General features: G+C 47.4%; 12 protein-coding genes. 6 read left to right on the top strand and 6 right to left on the bottom strand.

Annotated features, from left to right (window positions below; all coding sequences use genetic code 11):
• Window positions 1-73 precede the first annotated feature (73 nt).
• Together gorA and JAO78_RS05680 are read left to right on the top strand one after the other, a co-directional pair.
• Window positions 74-1,429 carry a glutathione-disulfide reductase gene (gorA, locus tag JAO78_RS05675; protein ID WP_226750397.1) on the top strand — a complete coding sequence of 452 codons (1,356 nt, stop codon included), beginning with the start codon at window positions 74-76 and terminating at the stop codon, window positions 1,427-1,429.
• Between the two features lie 8 nt (window positions 1,430-1,437).
• Window positions 1,438-3,399 (top strand): alkaline phosphatase D family protein, encoded by a 1,962-nt coding sequence (locus JAO78_RS05680; protein WP_226750398.1) that lies wholly within the window; start codon window positions 1,438-1,440, stop codon window positions 3,397-3,399.
• 84 nt (window positions 3,400-3,483) lie between these two features.
• Here the strand turns inward: JAO78_RS05680 and JAO78_RS05685 are convergent, their stop codons facing one another.
• The 4 genes from JAO78_RS05685 to bfr (JAO78_RS05700) form a co-directional block, all read right to left on the bottom strand.
• Window positions 3,484-6,354 carry an insulinase family protein gene (locus JAO78_RS05685; protein WP_226750399.1) on the bottom strand — a complete coding sequence of 957 codons (2,871 nt, stop codon included), beginning with the start codon at window positions 6,352-6,354 and terminating at the stop codon, window positions 3,484-3,486.
• Window positions 6,355-6,596: 242 nt separating this feature from the next.
• Window positions 6,597-9,005, bottom strand: coding sequence for a TonB-dependent receptor (locus JAO78_RS05690; protein ID WP_226750400.1), 2,409 nt, complete (start codon window positions 9,003-9,005; stop codon window positions 6,597-6,599).
• Between the two features lie 320 nt (window positions 9,006-9,325).
• On the bottom strand, window positions 9,326-9,793 hold the full coding sequence (bfr, locus tag JAO78_RS05695; protein ID WP_226750401.1) for a bacterioferritin: 468 nt from the start codon (window positions 9,791-9,793) through the stop codon (window positions 9,326-9,328).
• Window positions 9,793-10,266: a bacterioferritin gene (gene bfr / locus JAO78_RS05700; RefSeq protein WP_226750402.1), complete on the bottom strand. Its 474-nt coding sequence runs from the start codon at window positions 10,264-10,266 to the stop codon at window positions 9,793-9,795. Before bfr (JAO78_RS05700) ends, bfr (JAO78_RS05695) begins: the two co-directional genes overlap by 1 nt.
• A gap of 243 nt (window positions 10,267-10,509) precedes the next feature.
• Between bfr (JAO78_RS05700) and JAO78_RS05705 the strand changes: the two genes are divergently transcribed.
• Entirely contained in the window at window positions 10,510-12,024 is a 1,515-nt protein-coding gene (locus JAO78_RS05705) for a S10 family peptidase (protein WP_226750403.1), read from the top strand.
• Window positions 12,025-12,117: 93 nt separating this feature from the next.
• On the opposite strand, the gene JAO78_RS05710 is transcribed toward JAO78_RS05705, so the two are convergent.
• On the bottom strand, window positions 12,118-13,488 hold the full coding sequence (locus tag JAO78_RS05710; protein ID WP_226750404.1) for a peptidoglycan DD-metalloendopeptidase family protein: 1,371 nt from the start codon (window positions 13,486-13,488) through the stop codon (window positions 12,118-12,120).
• 253 nt (window positions 13,489-13,741) lie between these two features.
• Here JAO78_RS05710 and JAO78_RS05715 point away from each other — a divergent pair, with 253 nt between their 5' ends.
• Entirely contained in the window at window positions 13,742-15,394 is a 1,653-nt protein-coding gene (locus JAO78_RS05715; RefSeq protein WP_226750405.1) for an amidohydrolase, read from the top strand.
• A gap of 78 nt (window positions 15,395-15,472) precedes the next feature.
• Here JAO78_RS05715 and JAO78_RS05720 read toward each other — a convergent pair whose 3' ends face one another.
• Window positions 15,473-15,844, bottom strand: a complete 372-nt coding sequence (locus tag JAO78_RS05720; protein WP_226750406.1) for an HPF/RaiA family ribosome-associated protein — start codon at window positions 15,842-15,844, stop codon at window positions 15,473-15,475.
• 190 nt (window positions 15,845-16,034) lie between these two features.
• Between JAO78_RS05720 and JAO78_RS05725 the strand changes: the two genes are divergently transcribed.
• Window positions 16,035-16,802 (top strand): TrmH family RNA methyltransferase, encoded by a 768-nt coding sequence (locus JAO78_RS05725; RefSeq protein ID WP_226750407.1) that lies wholly within the window; start codon window positions 16,035-16,037, stop codon window positions 16,800-16,802.
• Window positions 16,799-17,683 (top strand): cysteine synthase CysM, encoded by an 885-nt coding sequence (gene cysM / locus JAO78_RS05730; protein WP_226750408.1) that lies wholly within the window; start codon window positions 16,799-16,801, stop codon window positions 17,681-17,683. The genes JAO78_RS05725 and cysM overlap by 4 nt, the downstream gene beginning before the upstream one ends.
• Window positions 17,684-17,695 lie beyond the last annotated feature (12 nt).

Below are 17,695 nucleotides of genomic sequence, written 5' to 3' on the forward strand. Positions count from 1 at the left end.
CCGGCATTGGCTTGTAATCTGTGGCTTAACCCCTTATATCTGTCAGCAATAATTTTGCATTATAGGTTCAGTTATGTCTCGTCATTATGATTTTCTCGCCATTGGTGCCGGTAGCGGCGGTATTGCCTCAGCCAATCGCGCGGCTATGCGTGGCGCAAAAGCCGCCGTAATTGAAGCAAAAGCAGTGGGGGGCACCTGCGTTAATGTGGGCTGTGTGCCAAAAAAAGTCATGTGGTTCGGGGCACATATTGCAGAAGCCATCAAATACAGTGCAAGTTATGGCTTTGATTTAAAGCAACAAGGCTTTGATTGGGCCACCTTAGTGAAAAATCGCGAAGCCTATATTGAGCGTATTCACGGCGGCTATCAGCGTGGTTTTAGCAGTAATGGGGTTGACTATATCCAAGGTTTCGCCCGCTTTATTGATAAAAATACGGTTGAAGTAAACGGTGAGCAGATCACGGCAGACCATATCACTATTGCGGTTGGCGGTCGTCCAACCAAACCGCAGATCCCGGGTGCCGAGCTAGGTATTGATTCTGATGGTTTTTTTGCCTTAACCACTCAGCCTAAAAAAGCGGTCGTGGTAGGTGCGGGCTATATCGCGGTGGAAATTGCCGGCGTATTACATGCACTGGGTACTGAAACGCATTTATTAGTGCGTGGTGATCGGCCGTTACGCAGCTTTGATACTGACATTACTGATGCCTTACTCAGTCGCATGGCTCAAGACAAATTACCATTACATACGCATAGCAATGTCCAAAGCGTGGAAAAACAACCTGATGGCTTATTAAGCCTAACGCTGGAAAAAGGTCAAACTATTAAAGATGTTGATTGCTTAGTTTGGGCCATTGGCCGTGAACCGACCACCGATGCCATTAATTTAGCTGCGGCTGGTGTTCAGACGGATGAACATGGTTTTATTCGTACCGATAAATACCAGAACACCAATGTCCCTGGCATATATGCGGTGGGCGATGTCACAGGCGAAGCGCAACTTACGCCGGTAGCAATTAAAGCAGGCCGCTTGTTAGCTGAAAGGCTCTTTAACCCGGCCTTGCCTGATGCACATATGGATTTCTCGTTAATTCCTACCGTGGTATTCAGTCACCCGCCAATCGGTACTATCGGTTTATCCGAAGCCGATGCGATAGCCATTTACGGTAAAGAACAGCTGAAAATCTATCGTTCTGGTTTTGCCGCCATGTACAACGCTATTACCCCACACCGTGCACTCAGTAGCTTTAAACTGGTTTGCTTGGGCGCTGAAGAAAAAATCATTGGTTTACATGGTATTGGTGAAGGCATGGATGAAATTTTACAAGGGTTTGCTGTCGCCATAAAAATGGGGGCAACTAAAGCAGACTTTGACGCCACCGTCGCGCTGCACCCGACCAGTGCCGAAGAGTTCGTTACCCTGCGATAACACAAGCCATGACCCGCGCAGCAGAGCCCAGCGAACCGTCAACACTGCCATTAGTGTTGGCAGGGCCTATGCTGCGGGCCTTAACACCGACAACCGTGACGTTCTGGATCGCTACGCGTGAGCCGGTTCAACTGCAACTTACACTGACCCCTACAGGCCAACAACCGCTTAGCTTTGACGCTGCGGCCTTAAGTCAGCATTGCCGCAGTATTCGCTGCGCGGAAAAACTGCACTTACAATTATTGCAACTTCCGCTAACGGCAGCGTTACCGCAAGCGGTGTGGATCAGCTACGATTTACAAGTCGCGCCCCGAACATCAGAGCCTGCCAAATGGCAAGGCTGGCAACAGTGGGCGCCGGATCTTGTTTATGCTGGGCGCGATAACCCGGGCTTTATCATACAGCCAAAACTACAACGCTTATTACATGGCTCTTGCCGCAAACCGCATGCCGACTGTGAAGATGGTTTACTTGCCGCCGATTTGCTATTGCAGCAACAAGAGGTGACTGAGTGGCCGGCATTATTGTTGCTCAGTGGCGATCAAATTTATGCCGATGATGTCGCGGCACCTATGTTACAGGCGATACATCAGTTAATTAATCAATTAGGCTTTCACAATGAAAACCTGCCCTGTTCCCGGGTCAGCGATGCCGATACTCTGCACCAGCAAACACCGCATTATTATCAGCGACATACCTTATTACCCAAAACCAAAGCCAGCGAAGCGATGCTCAGCCAGGTTTTTCGCGGTGTGAAAAAACCAGTGTTTACCACTGATACAGCGCGCAACCATTTAATTAGCGCCGCAGAAATGCTCGGCATGTATTTACTCGTTTGGTCTCCCGCTGGTTGGCAACCCGATTCAATGGCGTTAAGTTCAACCTTAAAGTCGCAATTATCTCAGGATGAACTTGAACGTTATCAGCAACAACAGTTGTTGATTGAAACTTTCGCAGCAGGTTTAGCCAAGGTACGACGTGTTCTGGCGCATTTACCAACAGCGATGATCTTTGATGATCACGATGTGAGCGATGACTGGAACCTCACGGCAGAATGGGAAAAAACTGCTTATGAGCATGATTTTTCTAGGCGCATTATCGGTAACGCCCTATTAAGCTATTTGCTTTGTCAAGGTTGGGGCAACAAGCCGGCCGATTTCGCCAGCGCATTACTCGATCGCGTTGAGCAAGCCTTAGCTCACAGCGGCGGCCCTGAGCATGAAGCACTGATCAGTGAATTATTACAGTTTCAGCAGTGGCACTATCAATGGCCAACCGAGCCGCCGTTATTGGTGTTAGATACCCGCACCCGCCGTTGGCGTTCTGAAGTGAATATTAACCGCCCTTCGGGATTATTGGATTGGGAAGCCATTACCGAGTTGCAGCAAAACCTGCTTGGACACGATGCTGTGGTGTTGGTGGCGCCAGCGCCGATTTTTGGGGTAAAGCTGATTGAGAATATTCAAAAAATCTTTACTTTTTTTGGTCGCCCGCTGCTCGTTGATGCTGAGAACTGGATGGCCCATCGTGGTACTGCGCATGCCATGCTGAATTTATTTCGACACCCCAAAACGCCCAAACACTTTGTGATTTTATCAGGCGATGTGCATTATTCTTTTGTGTATGAAGTGCATTTACGCAGCAAAGCCGCTGGGCCGGATATTTGGCAAATTACCAGCAGTGGCTTAAAAAACCAGTTCCCTGGCCGTTTACTGGATATTTTAGACCGGTTAAATCGTTGGTTATATGCCCCCCGCTCGCCTTTAAACTGGCTGACAAAACGTCGGCGCATGCGCATAGTGCCGCATAAACCCGATAATGCGCAGCGCGGAGAACGCTTATTAAATCAGGCGGGTATCGGTTTAGTCGACCTGCATGAGGATGGCTCACCAAAACGTATCGCGCAGTTAACCTGTGCCGGAAAAGCGATCGATTTTATTATCAAAAAAGAGGAAGCGCGCTGGGAGTAAGCCTTAGCCTAGGACTGTGCATTTCCCGCATGATCAAAAAGGCAGCCTTAGCAGGCTGCCCTCTTTTTTTGTCGCTAAATAAGCTTATTGCTTCGGCATGGTTTTTTGGAACTCCGCTAAATCGTTCACCACTTGCTGATTAGGCAAGGTAGCAAAAGGCTTATCTTTAAAGCTGGTGCCACGCATTTGCACCGAAATACGTGCGGCATCAGGGTTTAATAACGTTTGCTGATAAAAGGCTTTGACGTCATCCAAATTCACCTGCTCTACCGCGGCAATCAGTTTCGCTTTGCTATCAAACTCAAAACGCTCACGGTACCAATCACTGACAAGTGGCTGCATTTCCTCAAACAGATTCTTCGGCGGCTCATTCAAGCTTAGCAATAAACTTTGCTTTAATTGCGCAAATTGCTCAGGCGTTACCTGTTGTAAGCTAAGCCAGTATTGCTGTTTAAACTCGTCAAAGCGTTGCTGCATATCGGCCGGACCTTTTACCGGTGTTTGAATATACAAACCAAAACCAGTGTATTCATCTAGGTCAATTGCCGTGCCGCCCACGGCATAAGCCAGTTGCTCTTCGGTACGTAGCTTATCAAAGGCTTGATTGCTAAAGTGCGATGCTAACACGCTGGCTGCAGCACGCTGTGCCATACCCTTTGTGGGATGGACATGCATATCGATAAGCGCAACGTCGGTTACATCAATATCGCGCTGCAACACGATGCTTTTACCCGGCGTTGGCTGCCAAAATGGGCTTTGTGTGTATGCGGTGGATTGCCGTGCTGCAGGTAAAGCCGCTTGCAGCTTACTGACTAAAGCCACTACCTCTTGTTTATCATAGTTACCAAAGGCAAACACCCGTACTTCGTTGTTAAGCAGTGTGTTGCTGATCACCTGTTGTAAATCTGCTAACGTCATTTGCTTAGCGGCGGCTATCAGTTGCTCAGGGTTATAGTTACCGCCACGATAGAGACTGTTAAAAGCCCAAAAGGCTTGGCGAAACGGCACTTGCCGCGTCTGGTTAGCAATACCTCGCACATAGCGATCAACCGCTTGGGCAAACCCTTCTTCGGTTATCGCCGGTGTTAACCCCGCTAACACTTGTTCTAATAACTCAGGTTGCTTATCGGTAAAACCATCTAAATTTAGTGTTAAGCCATTACCATCATTCAGCCACATGCTAATACCCGCAGCCTGCGCCTCAGTCGCTAAGGCACTTTGCGCCAAATTGTAGAGATCGCGCCATAAGGCAAAGGCAACTTTTGCCTGCACACTGTTTTGCGCCGCCGGGCTGTTTAACACAATATCTAAGCGACCTTTAGGTTGGTCGGCAAATACTTTACTGGGGTATAACCACGCTTTAATGCCGGCTTGCTCGTGCACTAAGGTGGGTTTTTGCTGCTCGATGGGCGTTTTTATAGCGAAGCTTTCTGGCAACAAGCGGTTCACTTGCGGTAAGTTCAGCGCCACTATCGGTTGCTGCCACGCCGCTTGCTCTTCTGCACTAATATCAACAATTTTATATTTACCGACATGCCGCACCAGCTCGCTATCGTGTGGCTCTTGCTTACTGATATACCACAAACGCAAGTTTTCTGGGGTGAGTTGCGCTAATACCTCTTCTATCGCTGCGGCATCAAAGCGTTCATATAAATAGGGTGCGGCGACCACATCTTTGACTGGCAGTTTTAACATCGAGGCGGTTAACTGTGAAGCATAACCAAAACCATCGGTTTTTTCTAAAAACTGAAATTGGTTACTCAGGCTGGTTTTAATTTCATTAAAGTATTTACTATCAACACCTTGCTCTTTTATTAAGGCTAAGTACTGCATCACTACCGCGGTAATCGCCTCGCGTTGCTGCATACCGGCATCGGTCAGGCTTAGATCAATCGTTAGGCTGCCATAATTACCATAAAAATCTGGGGTCGCCGACACGTTCATGCTGGAAATAAGCCCAGCCGCTTTTAACTGTGCCGCTGCCGTACCCGGCATTTCTGAACCCAGTAAGTAACTAATAAATTCATTGGGTTTTACCGCGTATTTTTCTAAATTGGCCCGAATGGTAAAGTCGAGGCGTAGCTGTTTGATATCCTGATTTGGCACATAATGAATACGCTTAGCACCAAATAAACGGTTATCTATGGGTGTTGTCACGCTGGGAATGGCAATGTCTTTATTTTCAATAGCGGCAAAATGCTTTAACGCCAGCAGCTCCATTTCAGCTAACGGTAAATTGCTGATCATGGCTAACTTCATATTATTGGCCGAATAATAGCGCTGATAATATTGCAGCATCTCATCATGCAATTTACTGTCAGGTTTATCGCTTAAACTCTCTAAGCTACCGGCCAAAAAACGATTTGAAGGGTGATCACCAAACATCCGGCGCATCAATTCGAATTGACCGAGGAAATCCATTTCACGACGCATCGACTGCTCCGCATTCACGGCATTGCGTTCTTTGTCTGAGTACTCAGGGTAAAACTTCGGAGATTTGAAGAAATCTGAAAAACGATCTAAAGCTTCGTCATACACATTGTTATTAATTTCAAACATGTAGTTGGTAATATCTAACCAAGTGTAAGCATTGTAAGCGCCGTTATGCAGGCTCATAAAACCGGCGTACTCGGCAGGATCAGGATAACGCTCGGTTCCCATAAACAGCATATGCTCTAAATAATGCGCTAAACCTTGCTGTGACATTGGATCTTGTAACATACCCGCGCCGACACTGAGCGACACGGCAGATTTTTCGGACGCCGGATCAGAAACTAACACTACTGCCAACTTATTGGGCAAGGTCAGCGTTTTATATTGCCGCTGATCGTTCGGACTCACCACTATGGCTGCTGCCGCTTGTTGTATGGTTGTCACATCTAAAGAGGTGCTTTGTTGGGCACAGCCTGTCATCACCGCCAGTGCTACCGCGCTAATTACTAAAAGTTTTTTCATCATCAATTCCCTCACTGAAAAATGTAAAAATAATGTAGAACAAGCATAACCAAATAGCAAACAAATAAACCAAACGTCTCTGAGTATGGTCTGACCTGTACCGGAGTGTGGTCATACCTGTCTCAGAGACTGCTCTAACCGGTGTCTGAGTGTGGTCGGTGGAGTGTGGGAATGATGGCGCGTACCCAATAAAAAATGGCAGCGCGATGCTGCCATTTTTTCTTAAAAGCCCTGCTGAGGCTCTAGAAGCTGCCGCGAAGGCCTAGAGCAAAATTACGACCGGGTAGCGGTGTAACATCTCTTAGAAACGAGGTGTGCACCAGTGCTAATTCGTCCGTGATATTTTGTGCTTTTACATAGGCCACTAAAGCTTGTTGCCCCCAGTTAAAGCGATAGCTAACACTGGCATCCACCATGGTGTATCCCGGTGTTACCTCTTCTAAGGTAGCGGTATTATCTTGCTTAAAATAACGGCTAATGCTGAAGTCGGCATCGAACTGTTCACCTTGATAGGCCAGTTCAGTCATCAGGCGCAGCGGCGGCGTGCGCGGTAATTCACCGCCACTACGTAAACGAGCGCGAATATAATCGGCTTGCACAGTTAAATGATAAAACTCATCTAACTGCCAATTTACTTGGCCTTCAAAGCCATGCAACGTAACGGTATCGGTTGTATACAGATACACCGGCAATTCATCGGCGTGATCATGCTCCGCCTCTGGCTCTTCACCTTCATGCGCAAACTCAGCATATAAACCGGTGTTACCAGCATAATAGTAGTTATCCACGCGGTTATAAAAGGCGTTGAGCACCCAGCCAACATTGCCATGGAACTTACGTAGCGTTAAATCTAAATTGCGTGAACGCTCTAGCCCTTGTGTGGCTGCATTTAATTCAAAGCCATCGCGATCTTCATTTAATTGGAACAAAGCACCGACTTCGTAACTACGTGTGCCAAGGTGTGGCCCAAACGAAAGTAATTCAGCAGCGCTTGGTGCGCGCTCAGCATGCGAGAACGACAGGCCAACATTATAACCTTCTTGGAAATCCCACACTAAACCGGCTGACACGCTAAATGGATTATAGCGCTCAGCAAAAGCAAAATCGGCAATCTCAGCACCATGCTCTTCACCTGCATGCTCGGCTTCATCGCCATGTAATTCTATATCAACTACTTTTACTTCAGCGGCATCCAGTCTGACTTGCTCGACACGTGCACCTAACTGCAATAATACTGGGCCAAAGTGCCGCTCGGTCATCCAACCTAAACCCAGCGTGCGAGTCTCTGATGCAGGCGAAAAGGCCTCTTCGCCAACCGCGCCGAAATCACTAAATTTATAATGCAGGCTTAAACCGCCCTTCCAGTCAAACCATGGGCGGTGCAGTAACTCGAAACGAGCTTCTTGGCTTTTATTAGTAAAAACCGTGCCCACCTCACCGTTTTCTATTTCGGCATGCTGATAGTCGGTAAAGGCCAAACGACTATTAAACTGTCTTATCCAATGATCATTAAAATACAGCTCGCTTTGCAACTGCACGCGATCTTGGGTTTTCTCAGCTTGGGTCAACTCTTCTTCATCACCATGGCTGTGGCCTGGCATGCCAAAATCGCGTTCTAAGCGACCGTAAGCTATACCTACAAAACCATTTTCCAGCAATTTGCTGCCGCCTAAGGTAAAGCCTTTACTGGTACTAAAGGTATTGGCGATACGCTTAGTGCTATGCTCATCATGCTCTGCCTCATCGTGTTCGGCTTCATCATGATCATGGTCAGAATGATCGTCTAATTCACCTTGCCAATCGCCTGGGGTACGGTAATTAATGCTATCACGCCAAAAACCATCCAAATATACGGCATAATCACTGTTGCCAGTAACCATATTACCCGCCACCAACTTGGCCGAATCCACGCTTTGTAACTCGGTTATCCACTCTGCACGCGGCGTGCTGTTGCTTGGCACGCGTTCATCTACCACGTTAACCACACCACCAATAGCACCGCTGCCGTAAAATAAAGTTGCAGGCCCACGCAGAACTTCAATTTGCTTAGCGGTACTCGCTTCAGTGGCGACACTGTGATCTGGGCCAACGCGCGAAGCGTCACCCGCATCTAAACCGTTTTGCATAATTAAAACACGTGGACCATCTAAACCGCGAATAATCGGGCTACTGGCCACGCCACCTTGAAAAGTTGAATGCACACCCACTTGCTTACTGAGCGTATCGCCCAAGGTAGTGGCTTGCTGCATTTTTAATTTGTCACCCGCTAACACACTGATGGGTAAAGAAGATTCAATAATAGAAGCGTGCAATGGGCTGATGGTGACGTCGATGATTTCAATTGAGCTCGCTTGCAGCACTAAGGTCACATCGGTTAAACCGTTGGCAGGCACAGTGAATTGGGCATTACTGTGGCCATAACGGCGTGCTGAAAAGTGCACTTCAACTTGATTAACCGGCACATCCGTGAGCAAAAACTGTCCATTTTCATCTGACACCGTTTTACTGGCACTGCCAGCTACATTTAAGCTGGCATTCGCTAAGGGCTTACCCTTGCTGTCGACGATTCTCCCACTGATCGTGTTAGCGAAGGCGGAAGTGGAGGCTAAACTGGCGGCAATTAATAGCGCCAAAGCACTTTTCTGGTTCATTGGGTCCTCTCAGAGCAACGCGATAAATTAAATGTTATATCGTAACAATATACTGCAATAGTGATATTATCACAATACGCGATTTCGCTAAGTGCGTTGTGTGGTCAAGGTTTTACGATAAAGCGCGGTTAATGTTCGAACTACCAGGCCAAGGCTCAGCGCAAAGTCTCCACGATAAAACGTACAAGAAAACAAAAACAGTACGTTAACTGACACATAAAGAGCGGCGCAGCAGGCTATAGAAGTGGTAATAACAAGAAAGGCATAAAAACTGAAGAAAGGCTGCGCGGATCGCGATGACTCGCGCAGTAATAAAAAGCTTATAGTTGAGCTTGTAGATAATTAGGTAAGCCCAGCATTTTGATTAAGCGCAATTGTTGCTCTAACCAATGCGCGTGATCGGTCTCAGTATCATCTAGCAGTTGTTGTAACATATCGCGGCTGACGTAATCTTGCTCTTGCTCACACAACGCCATGGTTTGTTTTAATAACTTCTGCACGGTGTATTCAACGTTTAAATCGTTTTGCAGCATGCTCGGCACATCTTGCCCGACATGAATAGCATCACGCTTTGTCATATCCGGCACACCGCCCAAGAATAAAATACGTTCAATCAGCGCGGCAGCATGGCCTTTTTCATCGTCAAATTCATGATCGATGCGAGCAAACAGCTTACTCAGGCCCCAATCATCATACATCCGCGAATGAATAAAATATTGATCCATAGCGGCTAATTCATTGGCCAGTAAAGTGTTTAACGCACTGATGACTTTTGGACTACCTTGCATTACTCACCTCCTAGTTGCGCTTGTAGATAATTCGGTAAACCCAGCGCGCTAATTTGGTGCTGCTGCGTTTCTAACCAATCTAAATGACTTTCTTCATACTCTAAAATATCTGTCAGTAGGTCGCGGCTGACATAGTCTTGTAAACTTTCACACAGGGCGATGCTTTGCTTTAACAGTGGCAGTTGCTCTAACTGAAAAGCCTCGTCGCATTGCAGCATTTCTGGCGTGTCTTCACCGATCCGCAATTTGCCCAGCGCTTGTAAATTAGGCAAGCCCTCTAGCATTAAGATCCGCTCAATCAATTTATCGGCCTGCTTCATATCTTTAATCGATTTTTTGTAGCAAACCTCGTCTAAGGCCTTTAAGCCCCAATTTTTATAGATGCGGGCATGTAAAAAATATTGATTGATTGAGGTCAGTTCTGCCGTCAGTACTTCATTCAATTTGCTCAGTACCTGAGAATCACCTTGCATAACTCACTCCTGCTAAATGCTTTTAGTGATACAGCATAGTACAAAGCCATCAAACAGGCAAAAAAATCATGTATATCATTGATATACAATTAAGAATGCTTTGCATTAGCAATGTGTATTTCGTTCACGGTGCACCACCTATCCTGAAAATCCGTAACCAATCGCAACTCACTTCGTTTTCAGCAAAATTAGCGCTATGGTGAATTGAAGCTGTCCGTTTTTAACGCAACACGAGAAATCACTATGCAAGCAATACGTTATATCAGCCTGCTGTGTCTAACACTGGGGTTAACACTGAGTGTTTCACTGCAAGCTGAGCAAATTAGCATTGATATAGACAACGCCATTGTTACCGAGCATCGCACGGAAATTAATGGCCAACGCGTAAACTATAAAGCCCATACCGGCACCCAACCTGTTTGGGACGATAATGGTCATCCTACAGCCACGCTGTTTTATACGTATTATCAACGCACCGATATTAAAGATAATACTAAACGGCCGTTACTGATTTCCTTTAATGGCGGGCCTGGCTCGGCATCGGTTTGGATGCATATCGCTTACACCGGCCCAAAATCGTTAGTGATTGACGATGAAGGCTTCCCAATCCAGCCTTACGGCGTCAAAGCCAACCCACACTCGGTGCTGGATGTGGCCGACATTGTGTTTGTAAACCCGGTAAACACCGGCTTCTCACGTGTGCTACCTGGCCCTGACGGTAAAATGCCATCGCGCGAACAACAGCAAAAAATGTTCTTTGGCGTCAATGCCGACATTCGTTACTTAGCAGCTTGGGTGAATACCTTTGTTAATCGCTATGAGCGCTGGCCCTCACCGAAATTTTTGATTGGTGAGAGCTATGGCACTACGCGGGTTTCGGGCTTGGCATTAGCCTTACAAAATAACGAGTGGATGTATTTAAACGGCGTGATTTTGGTTTCGCCTACCGATATCGGTATTGAACGCCAAGGCCCGGTTAAAGCAGCCAATCGCCTACCCTATTTCGCTGCGGCTGCGTGGTATCATCAAGCACTCGCCAGCGATTTACAGCAAAAAGATTTGTACGATATTTTGCCTGAGGTGGAAAACTTCACTTTAAATGAGTATCTACCGGCTTTGGCGCGCGGTAATTCCTTAGCCGATGCGGAAAAACAGCGTATTGCAGGTTTAGTCAGCCGCTACTCGGGTATTAGTGTACAAAATGTGCTGCGGGCCAATTTGGATATCAGCACAGCGTATTTTTGGAAAGAGCTATTACGTGATCGCGGTCAAACGGTCGGACGCTTAGACTCACGCTATCTTGGCCTTGATAAAAGCGATATTGGCGAGCGCCCTGACTATTGGGCAGAGCTAACCTCATGGTTACATTCATTTACCCCAGCAATAAATCATTACCTGCGTACCGAGTTAAATTACAAAACCGACATTAAATACAATATGTTCGGCGATGTACGGCCTTGGGATAGCAGTAATGACAATACTGGCGAAAATCTTCGTCAAGCCATGGCGCAAAACCCCTACTTACGGGTGTTAACGCAATCGGGTTATTATGATGGCGCCACCAACTACTTTGACGCTAAATATAATATGTGGCAGCTGGATCCCAGCGGCAAAATGAAAGACCGTTTAAGCTTCAAAGGCTATCGTAGTGGTCATATGATGTATCTGCGCAGTGAAGACTTAAAGAAATCAAACGATGATTTACGCGAGTTTATTCTGCAATCATTACCCACGACTGGCCAAGCTGCGAAATATTAATCTGGCGATAGCGCCTTAGGCTTAACGCCATTAAAAAAGCCGGTGAAGCAAACTTCACCGGCTTTTTTTATGCTGCTTAACAACGCGTAAAACTTATTCTGCGCTATCCGCTAGCGTGCTACTGGCTGAGTTTTTCGCCAATAAGCTTTGCTGTTCCATTTGTGCCGTCAATTGCTTCACACGCTTAGCAAAGCTGGCTCTGGATTCTGCAGATACCGGCTTTGCTAATGGAATATGCGCCGTCATCGGATTCACGGGCCGGTTATTGATATGCAGTTCGTAATGTAAATGCGGCCCTGTAGAGCGGCCGGTATTACCCGATAAAGCAATACGTTGACCACGGGTAACCCGCTGCCCGCGCTGCACATTAAAGCGGCTTAAATGTAAGTAACGGGTTTTGTAATTACCAAAATGCTGGATCTCGATATATTTACCCGCATAAGGATGGTTTTCAATCCGAGTGACCACGCCATCTGCAGGGGCTAACACCGGCGAACCCACCGGTAACGGGAAGTCTGTGCCATTGTGCGGTGACACCCGTTGCGTGATCGGATGTAAGCGGCGCGGGTTAAAATGCGAGCTGATGCGCTGTTGCTTTTGCAGCGGGTAGCGCGAGAACGCACGCTCTAAACTGTCGCCATTCGCATCATAATATTGGCCATCTTCATGCATAAAGGCGCTAAGGGTTTGCCGACGATTCAAAATACGGATGCCTTCAATGCGGCTTTGCCCGGTACTTTCTTCACCCACGAAGTTTTCACTGCGCAGCACTTGAAACTGGGCGCCGGCTTGGATATCACGCGAAAAATTCAAGCGCTCTTTAAACAGTTGATTAATGTTATAGATATCCGCATCGCTTAAACCCGCACGCTGCGCAGACACATAAAAGCTGCCGTACACTTCACCCACCAGAATATCGCTTTGCCAAACGCCTTCATCCACGATTTCTTGATAAGCAAACTCATCTGCAGCGACCCGTTGATACACCACTTTTTTACCGGCATGAATATACAGCTCCATGCTTTGTAACTCACCAACATCATCTAACTGTAAGGTCAGTCGATTACCCGGGTGCAGCACGTCAAGCGCCAGCAAGGATTCATCAGAGGCCATGACCTGCTGCACCGTTTGGTAACTGAGGTTATAACGCGCAAAAATACGGCTCAAACTATCGCCACGCGATATCTGGTAAACTTTTACAAAGGGATCTTCAACCGGCTCGGTTTGCAGTTGTTGATTTACCCAACTTAACGCTTGATCTAACGGCAGTAATTCGAAATTTTGCGGGGCATATTGTAAGCCCATCCCCAGCATCAGCGGTAATACGCCCATGCCACTCGGCTGTGTTTGCTGTGGTTTTGGTAACACCAGCAAGACACTCAAGCCCAGCAAACAACCCAACATAAGGCGTTGATGCAAAGCCGGCACACGACGCCGAAAATCATTGATGAAGTTATTAACCATTTTGCATTCTTTCTTATCGGTTGAGGAAGGTGAATGTGGTTGCGGCATTCACTTAGCAAGGCATCACCGCGAAGGCTCGCAGCGGCACTGAAAAAAATCATTCTATGCCATCAGCCAACGTTTTGCATCCCCACTTTAGCGCTGTTTAACAGATATAATAGCGAGTTTGTTGCATGTTATCGCAAGCATCTGCCCCAATCGACAGAGAGCTGATATAGTCTGACGGAATTTTCCTCAACTTACAGGTATCGTTATGCTGCGTAAAACCGTCGCACTTCTCAGCTGCCTTTGCAGTTTGTCGCTTAGTGCCGCCCCGGTGGTACTTCATAATATCCATGGCTATGGCTTTGATGAACAACGACAATTAGTCAAATTCCAAACCTTAGTGTTTGATAACGAAACGGGGCAAGTGTTAGCGCGGGGTGATAGCACCTTACGCCAACAGTATGCCCAAGCGACGCAATGGGATGGCCAAGGTAAAACGGTACTCCCAGGCCTAATTGATGGTCATGGCCATGTCCTCGGCTTAGGCGATTACCTTAATCAAGCCGATTTACGTGGCATTAGCAGTGAAAAACAATCGGCTGCCAGTGTCGCGGCATTCGCGCAAAGTAACCCAAAACAACAATGGGTAATGGGCCGAGGTTGGAATCAAGTGCTTTGGGATAGCAAAGCCTTCCCAAGCAAAACCAGTTTAGATGAAATGGTCGCTGACAGACCGGTTTTTTTGGTTCGTGTTGATGCGCATGCGGCTTGGGTAAACAGTAAGGCACTGGCCTTGGCGGGGATCACGAAAGATACCATCGACCCTCCTGGCGGTGAAATTATTCGCGATGCCAATGGCGAACCCACCGGCGTGTTAATTGATAATGCCATGGGCTTAGTACAAAGTAAGATCCCTGCGCCAACCAACGAAGATAAACAAGCAGCGCTAGACAAAGCTTTCGCCCACTTATTAGCCTTAGGGATCACCTCAGTACATGATGCTGGCGTAAGCTCAGAGCTGGCTGCCTTGTATCAGCAGTTGCAACAACAGCAACAACTCGGTGTGCGTATCTATCCGATGCTGTCGGCCAAAGATCCGCAACTCGCCGATTGGTTTAAAAAAGGTATTGTGAATGACAGCACTGACTGGTTAGATATTCGGTCGGTAAAAATTTATGGTGACGGTGCCCTAGGCAGCCGTGGCGCAGCGTTACTTAGCGACTACAGTGACCGTGCAGGCCAACAAGGGTTGTTAGTAACACAGCCCGATGCCCTCACCGAAATTATGCGTTTAACCATTGGCGCTGGCTTTCAGGCTAATGTGCATGCCATTGGCGATCGCGCTAATCGTTTAGCATTAGATCGCTTTGAACAACTCAGTCCGCTGGCTGATTTAGCTAAAGCGCGGCATCGGATTGAACATGCGCAAATTGTTTCGCCCAAAGACATTCCGCGCTTTAAAGCTTTACATGTGTTACCAGCAATGCAAGCTGTGCACGCCACGTCAGATATGAATATGGCCGGTGATCGCTTAGGTGTGGCACGTTTACGCGGTGCTTATGCATGGCGAACCTTTATCGACCAAGGCAGTATCATTGTGGGTGGTTCAGATTTCCCTGTGGAATTGGCCAACCCGTTTCATGGTTTACATGCCTCAGTAACACGGCAAGACCAACATAATCAGCCTGAAGGCGGTTGGATGCCAGAGCAACGCCTCACCTTGGTGGAGGCATTGCGCTCCTTTACCGTTGATGCGGCCTATGGTGCGTTTCAAGAAGATAAAATGGGGCATTTACAACCGGGCAGTTGGGCCGATTTTATTTTAGTTGATCGGGATATTTTTAACGTACCGGCGACGGAACTGTGGCAAACCACTACTTTAGAAACGTGGATCCACGGCAAACAACGTTATAAAAAATAACCCAGTAAAAAGCCGCGATTAACGCGGCTATGGATGGCGCTGCTGGCGAAAGCCGCAGCGCAAATAGCTTAAGGCAGTTTATTCTTCGATAACTTCTTCGAGTTCAGAGAAATCTGGGCTCGCTTTGCGGTTATGTTTATCACGTAATTTACCGACTATCGACGCTAACTTACGTTGTAGCTTATCGGCAGCGCCCGTTACGGCTTGGCCAACCGTTGCAGCATGTTCGGTTACGGCAACAGGTTCAACACCTTCTAATCGAGCCTCTAACAAGCAGCGTTTATCATGGCCATCACGCTTAATGCTGCTGTTCTCATCACTTAAATGCACTTCAACCCGAGTAATGTGATCGGCAAAACGGCTTAATTTGCTGTTTAACGTATCACGAGTAAACTCGGCCAAACGTTCATCGGCCTGGATATGCCGGTCACTGTTTATCTGTACTTGCATAGGCTACTCCTTTTGAAAACGGTGTGTTGTCACTACCAGTGCAGCTCACAATCACACCGTATGCACATTATAATTGGAGACAATCAACCTAACAGTCAAGGGTAAAAGCAGAAAATAACCGACATATTTTCAGACAGCACCGCAAAGTCTGGTTAAAATAGCCCAATGTTGGATCACGAAAGTCAGCAATATGATAAGCATTAAATGGGCTAAGCTGATTAAATCGCTTCAGCTGAAAAAACACCGTAAAGCCGAGCAACTGTTTTTTGTCGAAGGTGAAAAAGCCGTATTAGAAGTACTCGAATCGGGTTGGACAGTACGCGCCCTCTTTGCCACCGAACGTTTTATTGCCGCACAACCACAGGCCATTAAAGCAGCACAACTCCTGCAAGCATGCAGTAGTGATGAGCTGGTAAAATGTGGCACTTTTAGTAGTAATGACGCGGCCTTGGCAGTGGTGGCAATGCCGCAATGGCCTGCTTTTAGCCCGACAGCCACTAGCTGGACCTTGGTGCTCGATAACATTAATGATCCAGGTAATCTGGGCAGCATTATTCGCATTGCCGACTGGTATGGTATTCGTCATATTGTCTGTTCACCTGACACGGCCGACTGCTTTAACCCCAAAGTGATTGCGGCGGCTAAAGGCTCTTTTTTACGGGTACAACTGCACTATTTGCCATTAACAGAAGTATTAAGCCACGCCCAGCAACCCATTTATGGCGCCTATTTGGGTGGTGAGTCCATCCATCAATTAAGCTTAAACAGCTTAGGGGGCTATATCGTACTGGGCAATGAGGCCAACGGTATTAGCCAAGACGTTGGCCGCTGGGTCAATCGTCAAATCACTATTCCGGCCTTTGGTAACGCAGAATCGTTAAATGTTGGCATCGCCGCTGCCGTGATTTGTGATAATTTAATGCGCTTAACCGCGCAATCTAAAGAGAGCAACTTATGACCTTTCCTACCATCGAAGCCTATGTTGGCAATACGCCATTGGTGCGCTTGCAACGTATGGCCAGTCACACGCAAAGCGTGGTGTTATGTAAGCTCGAAGGCAATAACCCTGCCGGTTCAGTGAAAGATCGCCCGGCGATGAATATGATTGCAGAGGCCGAGCGCCGTGGCACTATTCAGCCCGGGCAGCGTATTATTGAAGCGACCAGTGGCAATACCGGTATTGCTTTGGCCATGGCGGCTGCCATCAAAGGCTATCCAATGACCCTTATTATGCCCGCCAATGCCACTGAAGAGCGTAAAGCCTCTATGCGAGCCTATGGCGCAGAATTGATTTTAGTCAGTAAAGAACAAGGCATGGAAGGTGCGCGCGATTTGGCCATGCAAATGCAAGCTGATGGCAAAGGTATCGTCTTAGATCAATTTAACAATACGGATAACCCTGCTGCGCATTACCACAGCACGGGGCCTGAGCTTTGGCAGCAAACCGAGGGCAAAATAACCCATTTCGTTTCCAGCATGGGCACTACCGGTACCATCATGGGCACTTCGCGTTATTTAAAAGAACAAAACCCAGCGATTCAAATCATTGGTTTGCAGCCCGCCGAAGGCGCTAGTATTCCGGGGATCCGTCGTTGGCCGGCTGAATACCTGCCGGGCTTTTTTCAAGCCGAACGTGTTGATCAAGTGATCGATATTGCACAAGACGCCGCACTGGATACTATGCGGCGCCTGGCCAAAGAAGAAGGCATTTTCGCTGGTGTCAGCTCAGGAGGCTCGGTATTCGCGGCTTTGCAAATCGCTGAACAAAATCCCGGCTCAATAGTGGTTGCGATTATTTGCGATCGCGGAGATCGCTACCTATCATCCAATATTTTTTAAGCGCAGCGCAGC

It is taken from the genome of Alishewanella maricola (assembly GCF_016343785.1).
GTDB lineage: Bacteria > Pseudomonadota > Gammaproteobacteria > Enterobacterales > Alteromonadaceae > Alishewanella > Alishewanella maricola.